The sequence below is a fragment of the Amycolatopsis sp. Poz14 genome, assembly GCF_006704225.1.
In the GTDB taxonomy this organism is placed as follows: Bacteria; Actinomycetota; Actinomycetes; order Mycobacteriales; family Pseudonocardiaceae; genus Amycolatopsis; species Amycolatopsis nivea.
Window position 1 is genome coordinate 7,889,218 of record NZ_JACLHD010000001.1, and the last position, 18,322, is coordinate 7,907,539.

The 18,322-nt window shown below is 70.3% G+C and carries 19 protein-coding genes; 11 read left to right on the forward strand and 8 right to left on the reverse strand.

Going from position 1 to position 18,322, the window contains the following annotated elements; translation table 11 throughout:
- Positions 1 to 119 precede the first annotated feature (119 nt).
- Positions 120 to 1,358, forward strand: a complete 1,239-nt coding sequence (rocD, locus tag FKO37_RS36560) for an ornithine--oxo-acid transaminase (RefSeq protein ID WP_037819004.1) — start codon at positions 120 to 122, stop codon at positions 1,356 to 1,358.
- 33 nt (positions 1,359 to 1,391) lie between these two features.
- Here the strand turns inward: rocD and FKO37_RS36565 are convergent, their stop codons facing one another.
- From FKO37_RS36565 to FKO37_RS36575, 3 genes are all read right to left on the reverse strand, one after another.
- Complete coding sequence (locus FKO37_RS36565) at positions 1,392 to 2,870, reverse strand: hypothetical protein (protein ID WP_238607472.1); 1,479 nt, start codon at positions 2,868 to 2,870, stop codon at positions 1,392 to 1,394.
- Between the two features lie 62 nt (positions 2,871 to 2,932).
- Positions 2,933 to 3,283 carry a hypothetical protein gene (locus FKO37_RS36570; protein ID WP_037819008.1) on the reverse strand — a complete coding sequence of 117 codons (351 nt, stop codon included), beginning with the start codon at positions 3,281 to 3,283 and terminating at the stop codon, positions 2,933 to 2,935.
- Positions 3,284 to 3,318: 35 nt separating this feature from the next.
- The gene (locus FKO37_RS36575; RefSeq protein ID WP_238607473.1) at positions 3,319 to 4,452 is read right to left on the reverse strand and encodes a serine hydrolase domain-containing protein; all 1,134 of its coding nucleotides are present in this window, start codon (positions 4,450 to 4,452) and stop codon (positions 3,319 to 3,321) included.
- Positions 4,453 to 4,518: 66 nt separating this feature from the next.
- On the opposite strand from FKO37_RS36575, the gene FKO37_RS36580 reads away from it, so the two are divergent.
- A complete protein-coding gene (locus FKO37_RS36580; RefSeq protein WP_238607474.1) occupies positions 4,519 to 5,100 on the forward strand; it encodes a phosphatase PAP2 family protein in 582 nt (193 codons plus the stop codon).
- Here the strand turns inward: FKO37_RS36580 and zapE are convergent.
- Positions 5,042 to 6,085 (reverse strand): cell division protein ZapE, encoded by a 1,044-nt coding sequence (zapE, locus tag FKO37_RS36585; protein ID WP_134666375.1) that lies wholly within the window; start codon positions 6,083 to 6,085, stop codon positions 5,042 to 5,044. The two genes, FKO37_RS36580 and zapE, sit on opposite strands and share 59 nt — an antisense overlap.
- Positions 6,086 to 7,056: 971 nt before the next feature.
- Here zapE and FKO37_RS36590 point away from each other — a divergent pair.
- From FKO37_RS36590 to FKO37_RS36620, 7 genes are all read left to right on the forward strand, one after another.
- Entirely contained in the window at positions 7,057 to 7,512 is a 456-nt protein-coding gene (locus tag FKO37_RS36590) for an Asp23/Gls24 family envelope stress response protein (protein ID WP_037819023.1), read from the forward strand.
- Positions 7,513 to 7,687: 175 nt separating this feature from the next.
- Entirely contained in the window at positions 7,688 to 7,864 is a 177-nt protein-coding gene (locus FKO37_RS36595) for a hypothetical protein (RefSeq protein ID WP_009075692.1), read from the forward strand.
- Positions 7,861 to 8,247 (forward strand): Asp23/Gls24 family envelope stress response protein, encoded by a 387-nt coding sequence (locus FKO37_RS36600; protein ID WP_037819025.1) that lies wholly within the window; start codon positions 7,861 to 7,863, stop codon positions 8,245 to 8,247. Before FKO37_RS36595 ends, FKO37_RS36600 begins: the two co-directional genes overlap by 4 nt.
- Positions 8,247 to 8,780: a DUF6286 domain-containing protein gene (locus FKO37_RS36605; protein ID WP_238607475.1), complete on the forward strand. Its 534-nt coding sequence runs from the start codon at positions 8,247 to 8,249 to the stop codon at positions 8,778 to 8,780. Before FKO37_RS36600 ends, FKO37_RS36605 begins: the two co-directional genes overlap by 1 nt.
- Positions 8,780 to 9,379: a hypothetical protein gene (locus tag FKO37_RS36610; RefSeq protein WP_037819027.1), complete on the forward strand. Its 600-nt coding sequence runs from the start codon at positions 8,780 to 8,782 to the stop codon at positions 9,377 to 9,379. The genes FKO37_RS36605 and FKO37_RS36610 overlap by 1 nt, the downstream gene beginning before the upstream one ends.
- A gap of 26 nt (positions 9,380 to 9,405) precedes the next feature.
- Entirely contained in the window at positions 9,406 to 10,479 is a 1,074-nt protein-coding gene (locus tag FKO37_RS36615) for an ATP-dependent DNA ligase (protein ID WP_238607476.1), read from the forward strand.
- Between the two features lie 162 nt (positions 10,480 to 10,641).
- Positions 10,642 to 12,141 (forward strand): alpha/beta hydrolase, encoded by a 1,500-nt coding sequence (locus FKO37_RS36620; protein WP_051173058.1) that lies wholly within the window; start codon positions 10,642 to 10,644, stop codon positions 12,139 to 12,141.
- Positions 12,142 to 12,591: 450 nt separating this feature from the next.
- On the opposite strand, the gene FKO37_RS36625 is transcribed toward FKO37_RS36620, so the two are convergent.
- Both FKO37_RS36625 and FKO37_RS36630 read right to left on the reverse strand, forming a co-directional pair.
- Positions 12,592 to 13,179, reverse strand: a complete 588-nt coding sequence (locus tag FKO37_RS36625) for a TetR/AcrR family transcriptional regulator (protein WP_134666385.1) — start codon at positions 13,177 to 13,179, stop codon at positions 12,592 to 12,594.
- A gap of 65 nt (positions 13,180 to 13,244) precedes the next feature.
- The gene (locus FKO37_RS36630) at positions 13,245 to 13,484 is read right to left on the reverse strand and encodes a DUF2630 family protein (RefSeq protein WP_037819206.1); all 240 of its coding nucleotides are present in this window, start codon (positions 13,482 to 13,484) and stop codon (positions 13,245 to 13,247) included.
- Between the two features lie 87 nt (positions 13,485 to 13,571).
- Here FKO37_RS36630 and trxA point away from each other — a divergent pair, with 87 nt between their 5' ends.
- Positions 13,572 to 13,943: a thioredoxin gene (trxA, locus tag FKO37_RS36635; RefSeq protein WP_134666387.1), complete on the forward strand. Its 372-nt coding sequence runs from the start codon at positions 13,572 to 13,574 to the stop codon at positions 13,941 to 13,943.
- Between the two features lie 75 nt (positions 13,944 to 14,018).
- Here trxA and FKO37_RS36640 read toward each other — a convergent pair whose 3' ends face one another.
- The gene (locus tag FKO37_RS36640) at positions 14,019 to 14,948 is read right to left on the reverse strand and encodes a proline dehydrogenase family protein (protein WP_043838311.1); all 930 of its coding nucleotides are present in this window, start codon (positions 14,946 to 14,948) and stop codon (positions 14,019 to 14,021) included.
- Between the two features lie 15 nt (positions 14,949 to 14,963).
- Complete coding sequence (pruA, locus tag FKO37_RS36645; RefSeq protein ID WP_238607477.1) at positions 14,964 to 16,592, reverse strand: L-glutamate gamma-semialdehyde dehydrogenase; 1,629 nt, start codon at positions 16,590 to 16,592, stop codon at positions 14,964 to 14,966.
- 117 nt (positions 16,593 to 16,709) lie between these two features.
- On the opposite strand from pruA, the gene FKO37_RS36650 reads away from it, so the two are divergent.
- A complete protein-coding gene (locus FKO37_RS36650; RefSeq protein WP_238607478.1) occupies positions 16,710 to 18,302 on the forward strand; it encodes a CdaR family transcriptional regulator in 1,593 nt (530 codons plus the stop codon).
- The last annotated feature ends 20 nt before the right edge of the window (positions 18,303 to 18,322 follow it).

Sequence of the window (18,322 nt, forward strand, 5' to 3'; positions counted from 1 at the left end):
TCCGGTCGAGCGAGCGGCGCAGCGAATCGCCGGCAAGACCCCTCGATTGCGCAACGAACGACGGGGGAAAGCAACGTTTCCCGGCTGAACTCCCCGCGAACGGCCTCTAGCCTGAACGCATGACAGCGTCCGTCCAGCCTGCCGGCACCGCGCGTCCCTCCTCCTCCGACGGCTTCATCGCGCTCGACGAGCAATGGAGCACGCACAACTACCATCCGCTGCCGGTCGTGATCGCCGAAGCCGAGGGCGCTTCGGTGACCGACGTGGCCGGCAAGTCCTATCTGGACTTCCTGTCCGGCTACTCCGCGCTCAACTTCGGCCACCGCAACCCCGAGCTGATCGCCGCCGCGACCGAGCAGCTGGGCCGCGTCACGCTCACCTCCCGCGCCTTCCACCACGACCAGCTGGGCCTGTTCTGCCGCGAGCTCGCCGAGCTGACCGGGACCGAGATGGTGCTGCCGATGAACTCCGGGGCCGAGGCCGTGGAGTCCGCGGTGAAGGTGGCGCGCAAGTGGGCGTACCAGGTCAAGGGCGTTCCGGCGGGCACGGCGGAAATCGTGGTCGCGGCGTCGAACTTCCACGGCCGCACCACCACCATCGTCTCGTTCTCCGACGACGAAACCGCGCGCGCCGACTACGGCCCCTTCACGCCGGGCTTCGTCCAGGTGCCGTACGGCGACGCCGAAGCGTTGAAGGCAGCCATCACGCCGCGCACCGCAGCCGTGCTGATGGAGCCGATCCAGGGCGAGGCAGGCGTCGTCGTGCCGCCCGAAGGGTTCTTCGCCGCGGTGCGACGGCTGTGCGACGAGAACAACGTGCTGATGATCGCCGACGAGATCCAGTCCGGTCTCGCCCGCACCGGCACTGTGCTGGCGCTGGAGCACGAAGGCGTCCGCGCTGACCTGTACACGTTGGGCAAGGCCCTCGGCGGCGGCATCGTCCCGGTGTCGGCGGTGGTCGGCAGCCGCGACGTGCTGGGCGTGCTGAAGCCCGGCGAACACGGCTCGACCTTCGGCGGCAACCCGCTGGCTTGCGCGGTCGGCCGCGCCGTCGTGCGGATGCTGCAGACCGGCGAGTACCAGAAGCGGTCCACCGAACTCGGCGCGCACCTGCACGAACGGCTGGCGAAGCTGGTCGGCGACGGCGTCTCGGAGGTGCGCGGACGCGGTCTGTGGGCAGGCGTCGACATCGCGCCGGGCGGTCCGACCGGACGAGCGGCGTCCGAGGCGTTGGCCGGGTTGGGCGTGCTGTGCAAGGAAACGCACGACCGCACGCTGCGCGTCGCGCCGCCGCTGGTGATCACCGAAGCCGAACTGGACCGCGGCATCGACGCGATCGCCCAGGTCGTGCGCGGCTGACCTGCTCGGTGACCGCCGTTTTCCGGGCGGCGGTCACCGAGTGGGCATCACCGCGACCGTCGACCCGTCCGGCGAAGCGGTCACCTCGATGCCGCGGCCGTACTCGTCCTCGACGGACGTGGTCAGGCTCCACGTTCCCTCGTTTTCCCTGAGCGCCACCGAAATCTTGTCGCGAGGGAAGCCAGGCATGCGCTCGTCCACCTTCGCGAGAATCGCGGGCAGCGCTTTCGGCGACAGCTCCGACAACGCGAACAGCGGTGCGCCCGGATCCGGCTGGATCGGCGAGGGCCGGTGTTCGACGAGACGGCCGCGATACCAGTCGTAGTCGTCCGAAGTGCCCGGGCCTGGGCCAGGCACCTGGAACTCGACGTGGTCGGTCCGGATGATCGCCTCGTACGCTTCCTGACGGCCGCTCAGCTTGGTCAGCAACTCGGCGACCTGCCGGAAACCGTTCTCCGTGAACGCGTCCGCGGTGAGCGCCGGTACGCCCTTCGCGTCCGCGACCAACTGGCGATCGCTGTCGTTGGCTGAGCGGACCGTCATGGTGATCCCGACGTCCTCGCGGCCGATGCTCACGCGCGCGTCCGCCGGGTCTCCGCCGAAACTCGCGACGAGGCCGGGTATCGCGGCGAAATCGACCTCGTTCGCGGCGAATTGCTTGTCCGGCTGGCCAGTGCTGATCGAGTCGCGTTTGACCGTGCCGCCGCGATAGCTGAGGTATGCGCCGGGAACGGTGGCGCGCAGCTGGTCCGATTCCACTGTCAGGTCTTCGAAACGCTCGCTCTCGGCGGACAGCTTCGCCACGCCAGTGCGCAAATCTTCCGCGGTGAATAGGTTCGGTGGGGAGAGAAGCTGGCCGAGGACGTCGTCACGGATCGGCACCAGCAGCACCACCGCGATGACCACCGCGCTCACCACCGTCATCGCTAGGCGTCCGACGACATTCCCTTGCCGCGCTTCGGGTTCCGGCGTGCGCTCCTCTCCGACGACCCCGACCTGCCACGGCCGCTCAGTCCATTCCCGCGGCGGGTCGGCATCCACCACGACCACCCCGGCGTACCGCGGACTCTGCTTGACCACGACGACCGTGCCCGGCTGATACGCCGCGGACCGCACCGGATGGATCAACTCCCGAGCCGTCGCCCGGTACGCGGCCTCGTTCGGCGGCGCGACGACCAGCTTCAACTCGGTCACATAGGCGTCGTTGACCTGCGTTCCAGTCGTCTTCAGACGTTCGATCTTGGCGAGCGCACGATCGCCGTGCTTCTGGACGAACCGCCTGCTCTGCGGGGACGCGGTCCCGTGCAGCGACCGGGCGATGCTGCCGAGGATCAGCACCATGATCGTGAGGCTGACGCCGACCGACCCGGCCGCGATGTACCAGCCGTAACCGAGGACGAACCCGCCGACCACGCCCGCGATCGCGAGCCCGAGCGGCACCGCGTACCCCAGCCGCAGGAAGCGGATCAGCCGGATCACCGGCGACCGCCGCGGTTCGGGTGAATTGAGCACAATGGGTGTTTACTGCACTCCGCGTGAAGACACCAGAGGTGATGCTCACACAGAGTGTCCGCTCAGGTCGAGGTCACCTCGACGCCGCTCAACGCGTTGTTGTCCTGCTGCTGCCCGTCGCCGCCCGGCACGGTCGGGATGTCGCCGGTGCTGAGACCGGACAGGTAAAGCCCGGCCTCGGCACCGGCTTCCGCGGACTGCCGTTTGCGGCGGGCAGTTTCGATCCTCGTCACCACGACCTGGCGAGCGCCGCCGGGCAGCTGCACCACCGCGTTCGCGCCGACCTGGACCGTGCCGTCGGTGACCGTGCCGGTGACCACGATGCCCCGCGTCGGGATCTGGTAGATCTCGGAGATCCGGAAGCGGAACGGGCCGGACGGGGTTTCGGCCGGACGGCGCGAGAACAGCGACATGGGACAAGCATCGCATCACGGCGGTTACCCGGTGCTCACCGGCTGGCCGCCGCGTGGACTGCCGCAGCCAGCCGGTCGTGTTCCGGATAGGACCAGGTCGCGGAGAACTGCCGCCGCGTGTACCCGAACGCGATGCCGCTGCGCGGATCCACAAAGGACTCGGCCCCGGCAGATCCGTTGTGCCCGAACGCATTCGCGCTGAGGAACGGATACCGCAACCCCTTCGCCTGAAACCCGAGCGCGTACTGGCCCGCATCCCCGGTCACCAGGTCGCGGCCGGCGGAATGAAGCATCGCGAACTCGCCGAGCGTGCCGGGTTCGAGCAGCGGCGGCCGTCCGTCCAAACCGGACACCGCAGCCGCGTACAGCCCAGCCAGCCCCCGCGCGCTGCCGACCCCACCAGCGGAAACCTGCCCGAGCGCCCGCACCTGCCGCGTGTTGACGAACGCCACCTGATCAAGCGGCGGCGTCGAATCGAGCCCGTAGCCGATGCCGCCCAAGCTGTACGGACTCGGGACGTACGCCTGGAACGCCGCGAGTTCCTCGGCGCTGGCCTCCCCCGCCAGCACCTCGCGGTACCGGTGATCCTCCTGTTCGGGCAGTCCGAGGTACAGGTCCAAGCCGTACGGCTCCCTGATCCGCGTCTCGAAGTGCTCCTGCACCGACCGCCCGGTGACCCGCCGGACCACCTCCGCGACGATCGAGAACCCGGCGAATCCGCTGTAGCCGTAAGCAGACCCCGGCCGCCAGAACGGCCGCTGCCCGGCCAGCCGTCGCGCGATCACCCGATCGTCCGCGAGCTCCTCGGCGGACAGCCCGCCCTCCGCCCCGATCACGCCGGAACGATGGGTCAGCACGTCGCGCACCGTGATCCCGCCCTTGCCCGCAGCGGCGAACTCCGGCCAGTGGCGCGCGACCGGCTCGTCCATGTCCAGCACGCCGTCCTGGACGAGCAACGCCACCACCAGCGTGGTCGCCCCCTTGGTCGAGGAATAGACGCCGGTCAGCGTCTCGCCCGTGACGTCGCCCGCCCAGAGATCAACCACCAGCCGCCCGTGCACGCGAACCGCCAACTGCACGCCCGCACTCGCCTCAGCCGCGGTGACGAACTCCTCGCGGACCGCCTCGAAGCCGTCCGCGACAGTCCCGTGGATTTCGGTGTCCCCCATCAGCCCTCCAATCAGTGTCGAAAGAAGGACCCGCGCGCCGCGGTGAATGTGACTAGGCTCCGGTCTGTGACCGCCAGGCGGACTCTCGCCCTCTTCGCCGCGCTCTGCGCGCTCGCCACGCTTGCGTTGGGACTGCTAGTCGCGCCCTACGCGCCGGGCACAGTGGACCAATGGACCGAGAGGTACGCCTCGACGCTGAGCCCGGCCCTGCTCAACACACTCGTGCTGCCCACCGAGCCGTACGTGCTCATCCCGGCCGTCGTCGTCATCGCCGGCATCTGCCTCTACCAACGCAATCGCCTGGACGCACTACTCGCCGTGGCAGGCCCACTCGTCGCCATCGCGCTCAATAGTTGGGTGCTGAAACCCGCCTTCGACCGCTGGAAAGGCGGCACGCTCGCCTACCCCAGCGGCCACACCGTCAGCCTGCTAGCCGTGCTGACCGTCATAGTGCTGCTGGTGCGGTTCAAGGCTGTCGCCGTTGCGGTCGGCGCAGTACTGGTCTGCTGCGCAGCCATCGGCATGATCGGCCTCGGCTACCACTACCTGACCGACATCGTCGGCGGCGTCTGCTTCGCCCCCGCAGTGGTCACCGCGCTGCGGGCGGCGCTGTCACCGCGTCGCGCGCGAGAGCCGTCAACCGGCTGATCGCACGCAGGTACTTCTTGCGGTAGCCGCCGTTCAGCATCTCCTCGCCGAACAGTTCGGGCAGCGGCACGCCGGACACGACGACCGGAATCGCCCGGTCGTACAGCCGGTCCGCCAACGCGACCAGCCGAAGCCCGACCATCTGGTCCGGCACCGGCGTCACGTGCTTGAGGTGGACCCGCCGCACCCCGTCGAGCAGCTTCCCGTAGCGCGAGGGGTGCAGGCGCTCGAGATGCGTCATCAACGCGCTGAATTCGTCCACAGTGGACCCTTCGTGCGCGGCCGCGGAAGCGTCAATCTCCTCGTCGCTGACCGGCGGAGGCGCATCCGGCAGCCCGCGGTGCCGGTAGTCGGGCCCGTCGACGCGGACGACGCCGAACCGCCGCGACAACGCCTGGATCTCGCGCAGGAAGTCCTCCGCCGCGAACCGCCCCTCGCCGAGCTTGTCCGGCAGGGTGTTGGAGGTCGCCGCGACGTAGACGCCCGCGTCGGTGAGTTCCTGCAGCAGCCGGCTGACCAGCGTGGTGTCGCCGGGATCGTCGAGCTCGAACTCGTCGATCGCCAGCAGCCGGTGTTCGGACAGCCGCGCGACCGCGTTGGCGAACCCCAGCGCGCCGACGAGGTGCGTCAGCTCGACGAACGTCCCGTACGCCTTGGGCCCAGGAGTCTCGTGCCACGTCGACGCGAGGAGGTGGGTTTTGCCGACGCCGAAGCCGCCGTCGAGGTAAAGCCCCATCGGCCCGTCCGGAATCGCCGCCCCGCCGCCGAAGAGCGACCGCAGGCGGGATTTTTTGGCCTTCGCCGCCCCGATCCGCGAAGCGAACGCGGAACACGCTTCGACCGCGGCCGCCTGGCTGGGCTCGTCCGGGTTGGGCAGGTAAGTGGAAAACCGAGCCTCGCCAAACCGCGGCGGCGGCACGAGGGACGCGATCAGCTCGTCGGCCCCAAGCTCGGGAAACCGGTCGGTCAGCGCAGCTGCGGGCATGGTGGAAGAGCCTATCCGGACGGCCCCGGCCCCTTGGGCGCGCCTCGGCCGGGCGGGGAAGGGCAAATCCGCCGGTCGGAGCCGCCTTCGGGCGCAGAGGGGGCCGGTGAGGCGGGATGCGTGTGGTGACTGTCACCGGGGTGCCGCGCTGGTCAGGCGCTTTGGTGCCGGGTCTGGTCTGCACTGCGGGGGGGGGGTGGGTGGCGAAATGGCTCGGCCCGGGACTGCGGCACCGGAGCAGCCGCTTGACCAGACGAGCGCGAGCGGCGAGGTCACTGGTACCTCAGCAGCGACCGAGCGACGCGAATCTTCCCGGCGCAGTGGCATGGCACCGCAGCAGTGGACCAAGCCGCTGCAAACGGCGGCTGCCGCCCAGCACCACGGTGCCGATCCGAGCCGCGCGATTAGACCGGCCGCATGGCCAGATTGCCCAGCACCGCGGCACTGGCCCGAGGCGCGTGACCAAGCCCGGCGCAAACGGCGAAGTGGCCGGGCACCGGGCCAAGCGGCATGGCCAGATCGGTGCAGTGGCCACTCGCCGCAGTACTGAACCAAGCCGCGCGACCAGGCCGCTGGAAACTGCGAGGTCGCCCGCCACCGCGGCAGTGGGATCAAGGTGCGCCACCGCCCGGCGCGAATAGCGAGGCGGCGGCCGTTCCGCTGTGCTGGAGCGGGCTGCGTCGTGGTCCGGTAGGAGCGGCGGGATCGTGGCGGGCGAGGTCGGTCATCGGCGTGCGGACCAGCGGCGCTTCCGCCGAGGCAGCCATCGCGCGAGGGTCAGTAGGTGGGCTGCCAGTCGGATGCGGTGCGTCGCGGGGCGGGCCGGACTGACTGGAGACTCACCCATTCGAGGGATGCCGCGTGAGTTTTCGCCCGGTCGGGAGGTCCTTTCGGAGGGCACGTCTCCGGCGCCGCGGGCCGCTCGCGGTGACACTGGACGCGCCATGTCCGCATACAGGGAGCGAGGAACCATGCCGAGCACGAACCGGCCCGATGTGCCTACTGCTGTCCCGTCTTCCGCGCTGGCGGCGGCTGACCAGACGGACACCGCGGGGCGCACCACGATCTCGTCGCTGGTCGTGCAGAAGATCGCGGTGCTGTCGACGCGCGAGGTCGCCGGGGTGCACGCGCTCGGCGGCGGGGTGTCGCGGGCGATCGGGGCCATCCGGGACCGGATCCCGGGGTCGGGCGCGACCTCCACCGCGGGGGTCTCGGTCGAGGTCGGCGAGAAGCAGGCCGCGATCGACCTCGACGTCGTCGTCGAGTACGGCGCGCGCATCGCGGAGGTCGCCCGCGACGTGCGGCGCAACGTCATCACCTCCGTCGAGCAGATCACGGGGCTCGAGGTGATCGAGGTCAACATCGCGGTCAATGACGTCCACCTGCCGGGTGAAGAGGACGAACCCGAGTCGAGCCGGGTCGAATGACCTCGTGATCGACCGGTGCGTCGGCTGCGGCACCCGCCCAGGTCCGGTCCCAGGGGCACCGGTCGGGCGGCGGTCCTAAAGCACCGCGTGAGCCACAGCCGCGAAAGCGCCCGCCAAACCGAACACCGGCAGCACCAGCAATCACCGCAGCACAGACATCCCAGGAGGGCGCACGTTGAACGCTACGCAGACCGGGATCCTCGCCGGGCTGATTCTCGGCCTGGCCGCCACACAGGGATTCACCGCTTTCCTGGTGACCTTCGCGGTCGGCATCATCGGGCTCGTGGTCGGCCGGGTCCTCGACGGCGAACTCGACCTCGGCGACCTGTTCGGGAAGGGCCGAGACAAGTGACCCAGGCGGTCGAGGCAGGGCCGTCCCGCAACGACCTTCCGGAGCCCGCCGAGCGCGGTTCGCTGACCATCGCGCACGCCGTGGTGCGCAAGGTCGCGCAGCACGCCGCCGATCAGGTTCCCGGGACGATGCGCACCGAGCGCCGCGTCGCGGGGGTCAGCACCGGGACCACCGGTGCCTCCGCGAAGGTCGGCGGCTCGGACAACGACGTCGAGCTGTCCCTCGATCTCGCGTTGCGTTATCCGGCACCGGTGCGCGAGGTGACCGGGCAGGTGCGCGAGAAGGTCGTCGAAGAGGTCGAACGCATCACCTCCTATCACGTGCGTTCGGTCGCGGTGACGGTCACCGCGTTGCTGCCGGACGTGCCGCCGAGGGTGCGATGATGCGCATCCTCGTCCGTCTTCTCTCCACGCTGCTCGGCCTGGCCGTCGCAGCCGGCGGCGCGTTGCTGGCGCTCGAAGTCGGGTGGGCCTGGTGGCAGCCTGACAAGGAACCGCTGCTCGTGCCGTGGCCGCGGTGGAAAGCCGCGATCGCCGAGCTGGACTGGACCAGCACGCCAGTGCGGCTCACCGCGGGAATCGTCTTGCTCGCCGGGCTCGTGCTCCTGTTGCTGGCCCTCGGCGCGGGCGACCGAGCGGTGCGGATGACCGATCCCGCTGATGGCATCACCGTCAACACCTCGCCGCGAGCTCTCGCGCGCTTGGTCGGGCTGGCGGTGCGCGCGGAGGACAACGTGCGCGGCGCGTCCGTGACGGCCAGCTCCCGTCGGGTGCGCGTGCGCGCGACAAGCCGGCTGGAGAACGAGGAACAGCTGCGGCCGCGGCTGTTGGAAACCGTCGCGGGGGTGCTGGACGACCTCCCGCTGCAGCGTCGTCCGAAGGTGTCCGTGGTCGTCGACTCTCCGAAGGACCGGTGATGAGCGCTTCCGCGGCGCGTCGCGCGCAAGGACGTTCGTACGGTGCCGAGCGCACGCTGACCTCCTTGGTCGGCGTGCTCGGTGTGCTGGCTGGTGCCGGAGCGCTGGTGGTCGGCATGGGGTGGCTCGGGCAGTTCCGCGGGCACCGGCCGGTACTCGACCCGATCGCGGTCGGCTGGCTCGGCGACCACGCGCTGTACGCGCGAATCGGTGCGGTGGTGCTCGGGGTGCTGCTGCTCGTGTTCGGGCTGTGGTGGTTTTTCCGTTCGCTGCGCCCGGAACGCCGTCCGGACCTCAAGCTCGACGAGACGATCGGCGCTGAACTCACCGTCACGGCCGGAGCGCTGGCGAACGCCGTGCAAACCGACGCGGAGAGCGTTGACGGGGTCACCCGGGCTCGCGTCCGTTCGGTGGGCACCGTGGCCGATCCGGCGTTGCGGATCACGCTCTGGCTGGCCGAGGGCGCGGAAGTCCGGCGGGTGTGGGAAGACCTCGACGCGTACGTGCTGACGAGGGCCAGGGAATCGCTCGGCGTCGAGACCCTGCCGACCGCGGTGCGGCTCGAACTCGACACGACCGGCTCGGCACGCGTGCGCTGATCCCGCGTTTCGCCCAGAATGCCCGCATGGCGCTCCCTGTGCAGGCACCGATCAAGCCCATGCTGGCGAAGCCGGCGAAAGCCATTCCCGATTCCCGGGGGCTGCTGTTCGAACCGAAGTGGGACGGGTTCCGCTGCCTGGTTTTCCGGGACGGCGACGAGATCACCCTGCAGTCGCGCGCGGAGAAGCCGCTGAACCGGTATTTCCCGGAAGTCCTCGCCGCGCTGCGGGAATCCTTGCCGGAGCGGGTCGTGCTCGACGGCGAACTGGTGGTGGCCCGCGACGGCAAGCTCGATTTCGACGCGCTGACCGAGCGCATCCACCCGGCGGACAGTCGCGTCCAGCTGCTCGCCGAGCAGTCGCCGGCGCAGTTCGTGGCTTTCGACGTGCTCGCGCTGGGCGACGAGTCGTTTGTGGACGAGCCGACCTCGGCGCGCCGCGAACGGCTCGAGTCCCTTTCGGGCATCGCGCTGACGCCGGCGACGACCGATCCGGAGACTGCTCGGCGCTGGTTCGAGCTGTTCGAAGGGGCTGGATTGGACGGCGTGATCGGCAAGCCGCTGGACGAGCCGTATTCGCCGGGCAAGCGGGTTTTGTTCAAGTACAAGCATTCCCGCACCGCGGACTGCGTGCTGGCGGGCCTGCGCTGGCACGTGGACGGCGAGCCGGGCGAAGCGGTCGGCTCGTTTTTGCTGGGCCTGTACGACGAGAACGGGCTGCTGCACCACGTCGGCGTGGTCGGTTCGTTCCCGGTCGCGCGCCGCCGCGAGCTGGCGCAGGAGCTGGCCCCGTTGATCACGGACGGCGAAGGGCATCCGTGGCTGGGCGACGCGGTCCGCGAGGGCCAGCGGATCCCGGGCGGCATCACGCGCTGGCGGTCGAAGGAACAGCCGTGGGTGCCGCTGCGGCTGGAGCGCGTGGTGGAGGTCTCGTACGAGCACACGGAGGGCGGCTATCCGTCGCGCTTCCGCCACACCGCCCAGTTCGCGCGCTGGCGGCCGGACCGGGAGCCGTCGTCGTGCGGCTACTCGCAGCTGGACGAGCCTGCCCGGTACGACCTGTCGGCAGTGTTCCGGGGCGAGGTCGTGCGGACCCGCTGACCGGACACGCCGCAGGACCCGCTCACTGGCTTCCCACACCACGCGTGCCAAGCTCGTCCGAGAGTTCCGCCGAGCAGACGTGAGGACCAGCCCGTGCACCGCCGTTCCCCCAGCCGTTCCCGTACGCGCGCCCGGCTGGTGGCGGCGACGCTGGGAGTGCTCATGCTGGCCGGGTGCACCAGCGGTCCCTCCGTGCGCCCCGCGGTGATCGACAACGACGGACGCGCCACCACCGCGCCGCCCCCGAGCACTGCCGCTGTGCCGTTGCCGCCGCTGGCCGAGCCCAAGAAGTCCGCCCTGCGATGGGCCAACTGCGACGCGGACACCCGGCAGCGGATGGCCGCTCCGGCACTGCCCGATTCGCTGCACGTCAGCTGCGCGCGCATGACGTCCCCGCTCGACGCGCCCGAGGACTCGCAGCACCTGCTCGCCCGCATCTTCGTGCTCAAGGCGGGCGACGGACCGATCCCGCTCGTGGTGGTCAACGACGTCGGCGGCGAGCCGGGCTCGCTGTTCGCCGCGCGCCTGGCGACCCGGCTTCCGCCGGAGTTCCTCAAGAAGTTCTCGCTGATCGGCGTGGACCGGCGCGGCACCGGGCTGTCCGGCGGCGTGCAGTGCGTGCCGCTGGAAGTGCGTTCGGACCTGCTGGGCGCGGACCCGGCGCAGGGCGGCCTCGGCGAGGTGCTCGACGCGGCTCGCCGCGCCGGTCAGCAGTGCGCGCTCGACCTCGACACCGCGCAGACCGCGCTGGACAGCTGGCGTACCGCCGGGGACCTCGACCAGCTGCGCAAACAACTCGGCCTCGACCGGCTGAACGCGCTCGGCCGCGGTGACGGCTCGAAGGTGCTTTCGGAGTACGCGGTGCGCTACCCGGCGCAGGTCGGCCGCATGGTGCTGGACGGCATCCCGGACCCGGGCGCCGACCGGGCGGCGGTGCTCGACGCGGTGGCCGCCGGCGCACAGTCGACGTTCGACGCCTTCTCCGCCGACTGCGCCGCCCGCAACTGCCCGATGGGCGATGCGAAGGTCGCGCTGAAGACCGTGACCGACCGGCTCCGTACGTCCCCTGTGGACACTGACGACGGCGTGACGATGAGCCCCGGCGTGGCGACTTACGCGGTGTACCAAGGACTCGCCGACCGGTCGAACTGGCCCGCTCTCGCCGACGCGCTGAACGCCGCGAAGAACGGCGACGTCACCGCGCTGGCCGGCTTCGCGAATCCGATCGTCGCGGACGTCCGCGGCCGCACGTCGCGCATCGGCGGCACCATCGCGACCCGATGCAACGACTCGACCACGCGGCTGCCCGCCGATCAACTGGACCGCGCCGCCGCCACCATGCGCGCCAAATACCCGCAGTTCGGCGCTGCGGTCGCCCAGGAGCTCGCCTGGTGCGGCGCTTGGCCGGTCCGCCGCGAGGCACTGCCTCCTGCCGGTGCACCAGGCGCCCCGCCCATGCTGGTGGCCGCTACCGCCACCGACCCGGTCACGCCGCAGATCGGCACGACCCGGGCCGCGGATCAGATGCCCAGCGCCGTGACTGTCACGTGGCAGGGTGTCGCGCACGGCGCGGTCGGCCAGTCCTCCTGCGTCACCGCAGCCGCGCAGGCCTTCCTGATCGACGGCAAGATTCCGGACAACGGCACTCTCTGTCCGGCCTAGGGACCGGCCTGGCTGGCGACCTGCGAGACGGAGTACGCGCAGTCGGCCTGCTGTTTGGTGATCAGCCGCAGGTGCGGCCGCTTGGTAATCGCGGCGTCGCCGAGCAACAGGTTGGGCGCGGAGCCGCTCGCGCCGCGTCGTGTGCGCAGCGCGTCTGTCGAACGGCTCCCTCTCGCCGAGATAGCGCCGCCAGCCGCGCACCAGCCCGCTGATCCGGCTGAGCAATCCCCGCTGAGGTCTGAGGTGGCGGAACCGGGGCTGTCCCGCCGAAGTCGTCTCGAACACCCATCCAGTATCTCGAACACCTGTTCGACAGCGCATCGCTCGACCCGGTGGGATCCGCTCACCCACATGAGACCGAGATTTTCACCGGGAGTGCCGAAAACGCCGACAGCGCACCGAATTCCGCCACTCGCGACCAGAAAGGCAGCAAACGCGCGGGAGACGGTCCTAACGGGACACAGCAGGACTGGCAGCCGCCCAGGCCGCCTCGATCATCCGGAAAACCTCGCCCACCGCGGCCTCCGGATCAGCCGCCTCTCGAGCCACCGAGTAGGCGTCGACCACGAACCGCGCGATCGCCCGGCACGCCGTCGGAGTCCGCTCGAGACCGGGGTCAGCCGCCATCGCCGCGGCCAGCGACTCCGCGTGCCGCAGCCGCATCGACTCCTCGTACTCCCGCAGCGCGGGCGACCCGTCGATCATCCGCCAGACCGGCGCGACGCTGTCCGCGGTGCAATGCCGCACCAGCGCCTGGATCTCGTCCCGCAGCGCCGGGATCAGCGCCTCCGCCGACGACCGCCGTTCGACCGCGCCGCGCAGGCTTTCCTCGAAGTTCGAGTCCTGCTCGAAGACCAGCGCTTCCTTCGAGGCGAAATGCGAAAAGACCGTGGTCACGGCGACGTCGGCCTCGGTCGCGATGTCCCGGATCCCCACCTCGTCGTACCCGCGCTCGAGGAACAGCCGGAGCGCGGTGTCGGCGATCTTCTGGCGGGTCGCAGCCTTCTTGCGCTCGCGCCGCCCGGACGGCTCACTCATCCGCGGATGCTATCAGTCACAAAATCCGACCGGTTGCCAAAAGCTAACCGTTAGCTTTTGAAAGCCTACTGCCGGTATCCCTCGACCTCGCCCACCGACCGGACCGAAGCCTCGTCCGGATCGTCGTCGAACTCGACCCTGGCCCGGCGCTGCCGCAGCAGGTCCCAGCACTGGTCGAGCTCCTCTTCGGCCCGGCGGAGCCGCTCCCGGTCGTCCGAGGACAGCCCGACCCCGATCGCCCGGTCGCGCAGTTCCTTCTCCTGCGCGATCAGCTCGTCGATCCGTCCCAAGATCCCGTCAGCCACATCAACCTCCAAGGAAGCGTCGGACACCCACCAGGACGCTACCGCGCCCCGGGGAATTCCCCACCCGATTCGTTCGTTGGACCACGCATGAGCACAGTGGAACTGACCGCGGACAACTTCGACCAGACCGTGACCGACAACGAGTTCGTGCTGATCGACTTCTGGGCAAGCTGGTGCGGCCCGTGCCGCCAGTTCGCGCCGGTGTTCGAGAAGGCGTCGGAAAAGCACAGCGACATCACCTTCACGAAGGTGGACACCGAAGCCGAGCAGCAGCTCGCCGCGGCGTTCAACATCCGCTCGATCCCGACGCTCGCCGTGATCCGCGACAAGACCCTCATCTACGCCCAGCCCGGCGCCCTTCCGGAAGCCGCGCTGGAGGACCTCATCCGCCAGGCCCGCGAGGTCGACATGGACGAGGTGCGCAAGGCCGCCGCCGCGCAAGAAGCCGAGCAGGCCTGAGCCCGCTGCCACAGGCGCAACCCGGGGAAACACGAAGGCCCGGCACCCACCAGGGTGCCGGGCCTTCGCAGCGTTTCAGGACCGGGTGACCAGCCCGCGCAGGAAGAACGCGAGGTTCGCCGGACGCTCGGCCAGCCGGCGCATGAAGTAGCCGTACCACTCGTCGCCGCAGGGCACGTACACGCGCATCGTCTCGCCTTCGGCCGCGAGCCGCTTCTGCTCCTCGGGCCGGATGCCGTACAGCATCTGGTACTCGTGGTCGCCGGACGTGCGGCCGGCGTCGGCGGCGAGCTTGCCCGCGATCGCGATCATCCGCGGGTCGTGCGAGGCCACCATCGGGTAGCCCTTGCCCTCCATCAGCACGCGCAGGCAGCGCACGTAGGACTTGTCCACTTCGGACTTGTCCTGGAACGCCACCGACTCCGGCTCGGCGTAAGCGCCCTTGCACAGCCGCACGCGCGACCCGGGACCGGACAGCTCGCGGCAGTCCTGCTCGGTGCGGTGCAGGTAGGCCTGCAGGACCGCGCCCACCCACGGGTACTCGGCGCGCAGCTCGCGGAGGATGCCGAGCGTCGAGTCCGTGGTGGTGTGGTCCTCCATGTCGAGCGTCACTGTCGCGCCGACCGCTTCGGCCGCCGCGCAGATCTTCCGCGCGTTTTCGAGCGCGACGCCCTCGCCGTCGCCCGGCAGGAACTGCCCGACCGCGGACAGCTTCACCGAGACGTCCGCGCCCTTGGCGAGGCCCTGTTCGGACAGCGCCGTCAGCAACTCCTCGTACGCCTGCACGGTGGCGGTGGCCTGTGCGGCGTCGGTGGTGTCTTCGCCGAGGTGGTCGATGGTGATCTTCCGGCCGTCGGCGGCCAGTTCCCGTGCGGCGCGCACGGCGTCGGCGGTAGCCGAGCCGGACACGAACCGGCGCACTACGGACCGGGTGACCGGTACCGCTTCGACGAGCGCACGCATCCGCTGCGAACGAGCGGCGGCGAGCAACGGGGCACGCAGCATGACGGTGTCTCCTTCTCAGCCCTGGTGCGGGTAGCGCACGGAGGTCGGCGGCACGAACGTCTCCTTGACCGAGCGCGGGCTCGTCCAGCGGAGCAGGTTGAAGACCGAGCCGGCCTTGTCGTTCGTGCCCGAGGCGCGCGCCCCGCCGAACGGCTGCTGGCCGACGACCGCGCCGGTCGGCTTGTCGTTGACGTAGAAGTTGCCCGCGGCGAACCGCAGCGCCTGCGAAGCCTTCGCGACGGCCGTGCGGTCGTTCGCGATGACGGCGCCGGTGAGGGCGTACGAAGCGGTCTCGTCGACCAGCTGCAGCACGGCGTCGAAGTCAGCGTCTTCGTACACGTAGACCGACAGAATCGGGCCGAAGTACTCGGTGCTGAAGATCTCGTGCTTCGGGTTCGTCGACACGAGAACGGTCGGCTGCACGAAGTAGCCGACGCTGTCGTCCGCAGTGCCGCCGACGAGGATCTCGACCTCGCTGTCGTTCTTAACGCGCTCGAAGAGCGAGGCGTGCTTGTCGAAGGCCCGACGGTCGATCACCGCGCCACCGAAGTGCGACAGGTCGGTGACGTCGCCGTACGAGAGCGCGGCGGTTTCGGACGCAAGGCCGTCCTTCAGCTGCTCCCAGACGCTGCGCGGCACGTACGCACGCGAAGCGGCGGAGCACTTCTGGCCCTGGTACTCGAAGGCGCCACGGACAAGCGCGGTGCGAAGCACGTCGATGTCGGCCGACGGGTGCGCGAGCACGAAGTCCTTGCCGCCGGTCTCGCCGACGAGACGCGGGTAGCTGCGGTAGCCGGCAATGTTCGCGCCGACAGTGCCCCACAGGTGCTGGAAGGTCGCCGTCGAGCCGGTGAAGTGGATGCCCGCAAGGTCGCGGTGCGTCAGCGCGACCTCGGAGACGGCCTTGCCGTCGCCCGGCAGCAGGTTGATCACGCCCGGCGGCATGCCGGCCTCTTCGAGCAGCCGCATGGTCAGGTGCGCGGCGAAGCTCTGCGTCGGCGACGGCTTCCACAGCACGGTGTTGCCCATCAGGGCGGGCGCGGTGGGCAGGTTGCCGGCGATGGCGGTGAAGTTGAAGGGCGTGATCGCGTACACGAAGCCCTCGAGCGGACGGTGCTCCATCCGGTTCCACACGCCCGGCGAGCTGACCGGCTGCTGGTCGAGGATGCTGCGGCCGAAGGCGACGTTGAAGCGCCAGAAGTCGGCGAGCTCGCACGCGGAGTCGATCTCGGCCTGCGTCGCGGTCTTCGACTGACCGAGCATGGTTGCCGCGTTCAGCGTCGAGCGCCACGGGCCGCTCAGCAGGTCAGCGGCGCGCAGCAGGATCGCCGCACGGTCGTCGTAGGACAGCGCGCGCCACTCCGGAGCGGCCTTCGCGGCGGCAGCGATCGCGTCGGTCGCGTCCTGCTTCGTGGCGCTCTGGATGGTGCCGAGGACGTGGCCGTGGTTGTGCGGCTGGACAACGTCGATCTTCTCGCCGCCGCCCGCGCGCTGCTCGCCGCCGACGGTGACCGTCAGGTCGACGGGACCGGCCTGACCCAGTTTCTTCAGCGCACCCTCCAGCTCGGCGCGCTCGGCGCTGCCCGGCGCGTACGTCAGCACCGGCTCGTTCTTCGGGGCGGGGGTCTGGGTCACGGCGTCCACGGCGGCTCCCTCGTTGGCTTACTCGTCGGATGCCCGAAAGATAACGCTGCGCGGCGTTCAGGGGTTTGTTCAAGCGGCTAGAATCGCCCATATGGTTTTGTCCGATCGGCCTACGCGATGACGGCCGCCGAACCGTTCGCCAGCACCTCGCTGCGGCACGTGCTCGCGACGCTCGGCGAACCGCTCGTGCGGGTGCTCGTCGCGCCGCGCGGACTGGGCGTTCCGGTGCAGGACGTGGTGATCCTCGACCCCGAGGACCCGCCCGAAACGCACCCCGGCGACCTGGTCCTGGTGATCGGCGCGCGCGGCCGGTCGGCAGCGGCGGCGATCCGGGCGGCCGGACGCGCCGGAGCGGCCGCGGTGGCGGTGAAGGGCGAAGGGGGCACCGACGTCGCGGCGGACGCTGGCGTCGCGCTGCTCACGGTCGGCGCGGAGGCGCGGTGGGAGCAGGTCGAGGCGCTGGCGCGCGGGGTCGTCGACGCGGCCCGCGCGGGCGGCGAAGCGGAGACCGGCGAGGTGCTCGGCGACCTGTTCGCGCTGGCCCAGACGGTCGCGACGCTCACCGGCGGCCTGGTCAGCATCGAGGACACCGCGAGCCGCGTCCTGGCGTATTCACGAGCCGGCGACGAGGTCGACGAGCTGCGGCGGTTGTCGATCTTGGGCCGCGAAGGACCGGAACGGTACCTCGCGATCCTCCGCGAATGGGGCGTCTACCAGCGATTGCGGGCCGGCGAAGGAATCGTGCGCGTGGACGAGCGCCCGGAGCTGGGAATCCGCCGCCGCATCGCCGCCGGGATCCACGCCGGATCGCAGCCGCTCGGCACGATCTGGGTCCAGGAAGGCGCGCAACCGCTGACCGAACAAGCCGAGGTGGCACTGCTCGGCGCGAGCAGAACCCTTGCCCCGCAACTGATCCGCGCCCGAACCCTGCCCGATCCGCAACTTCGGCTGCGCGAGGATTTGCTCGCCGGATTGCTGGAAGGACGCGTCGACGCCGAGTCGGTCGCAGACGACATCGGGGCCGATCCGGCGCGTCCAGCACAGGTTTTGGCGTTCACGCTCTCGCGGCAGCAGTCGACCGCCGCTTCGGACCGGTTGCTGCGCCGGGCCGAATTGGTGCACCTGATCGCCGTGCACACCGCGGCCTATCGGCGGACCGCGCTCGTGAGCGTGCTCGGCGGCCGGGTGTACGCGTTGCTCCCGGATCTGCCGGAACACTCGGATGCGCCAGTGCTGGCGTTGGCGAAGGAAATCGTTGGTGCGGCGCGGAAACACCTCGACGCCCCGGTCCGCGCCGCGCTCGGCGGGGTCGTGCCGAGACTGTCGGACGCAGCATTGTCGCGCGGCGACGCCGATCGGGTGCTGATGGCGATGACGCGCGGTCATTGGCCGTCCGACGTCGCGTCGCTGGCTGACGTCCGGGCGGACGTGTTGCTGTCGGAAGTGTTGGCCTACTTGGGAGATCAGCCCCGGTTGCGCGATCCGCGGCTCGCGCAACTGCGTGCCCACGACGCCGACCACGGTGACATCCTGATCCCCGCGGTGCTGGCGTATCTGAACGCTTTCGGCGACGTCCGCACGGCCGCGCGTTCGCTGAACATCCACCCGAACACCGTGCGCTACCGGGTGCGGCGGGCGTCGGAGGTGTCCGGGATCGACCTGACTGATCCGGCTCAGCGGCTGCTCACTGAACTGTTGCTGCGGCTGTAAATCGGATGCCGCGGGGGTTC

Bases quoted from the DNA above. Each gene is read 5' to 3' on its own strand.
- FKO37_RS36575 (WP_238607473.1), bottom strand. From the start codon at position 4,452: ATGGGGGACACCGAAATCCACGGGACTGTCGCGGACGGCTTCGAGGCG.
- FKO37_RS36590 (WP_037819023.1), top strand. From the start codon at position 7,057: ATGCCGAGCACGAACCGGCCCGATGTGCCTACTGCTGTCCCGTCTTCC.
- FKO37_RS36650 (WP_238607478.1), top strand. From the start codon at position 16,710: ATGACGGCCGCCGAACCGTTCGCCAGCACCTCGCTGCGGCACGTGCTC.
- trxA (WP_134666387.1), top strand. From the start codon at position 13,572: ATGAGCACAGTGGAACTGACCGCGGACAACTTCGACCAGACCGTGACC.
- zapE (WP_134666375.1), bottom strand. From the start codon at position 6,085: ATGCCCGCAGCTGCGCTGACCGACCGGTTTCCCGAGCTTGGGGCCGAC.
- FKO37_RS36615 (WP_238607476.1), top strand. From the start codon at position 9,406: ATGGCGCTCCCTGTGCAGGCACCGATCAAGCCCATGCTGGCGAAGCCG.
- FKO37_RS36640 (WP_043838311.1), bottom strand. From the start codon at position 14,948: ATGCTGCGTGCCCCGTTGCTCGCCGCCGCTCGTTCGCAGCGGATGCGT.
- FKO37_RS36620 (WP_051173058.1), top strand. From the start codon at position 10,642: ATGCTGGCCGGGTGCACCAGCGGTCCCTCCGTGCGCCCCGCGGTGATC.
- FKO37_RS36610 (WP_037819027.1), top strand. From the start codon at position 8,780: ATGAGCGCTTCCGCGGCGCGTCGCGCGCAAGGACGTTCGTACGGTGCC.
- FKO37_RS36570 (WP_037819008.1), bottom strand. From the start codon at position 3,283: ATGTCGCTGTTCTCGCGCCGTCCGGCCGAAACCCCGTCCGGCCCGTTC.
- FKO37_RS36605 (WP_238607475.1), top strand. From the start codon at position 8,247: ATGCGCATCCTCGTCCGTCTTCTCTCCACGCTGCTCGGCCTGGCCGTC.
- FKO37_RS36625 (WP_134666385.1), bottom strand. From the start codon at position 13,179: ATGAGTGAGCCGTCCGGGCGGCGCGAGCGCAAGAAGGCTGCGACCCGC.
- rocD (WP_037819004.1), top strand. From the start codon at position 120: ATGACAGCGTCCGTCCAGCCTGCCGGCACCGCGCGTCCCTCCTCCTCC.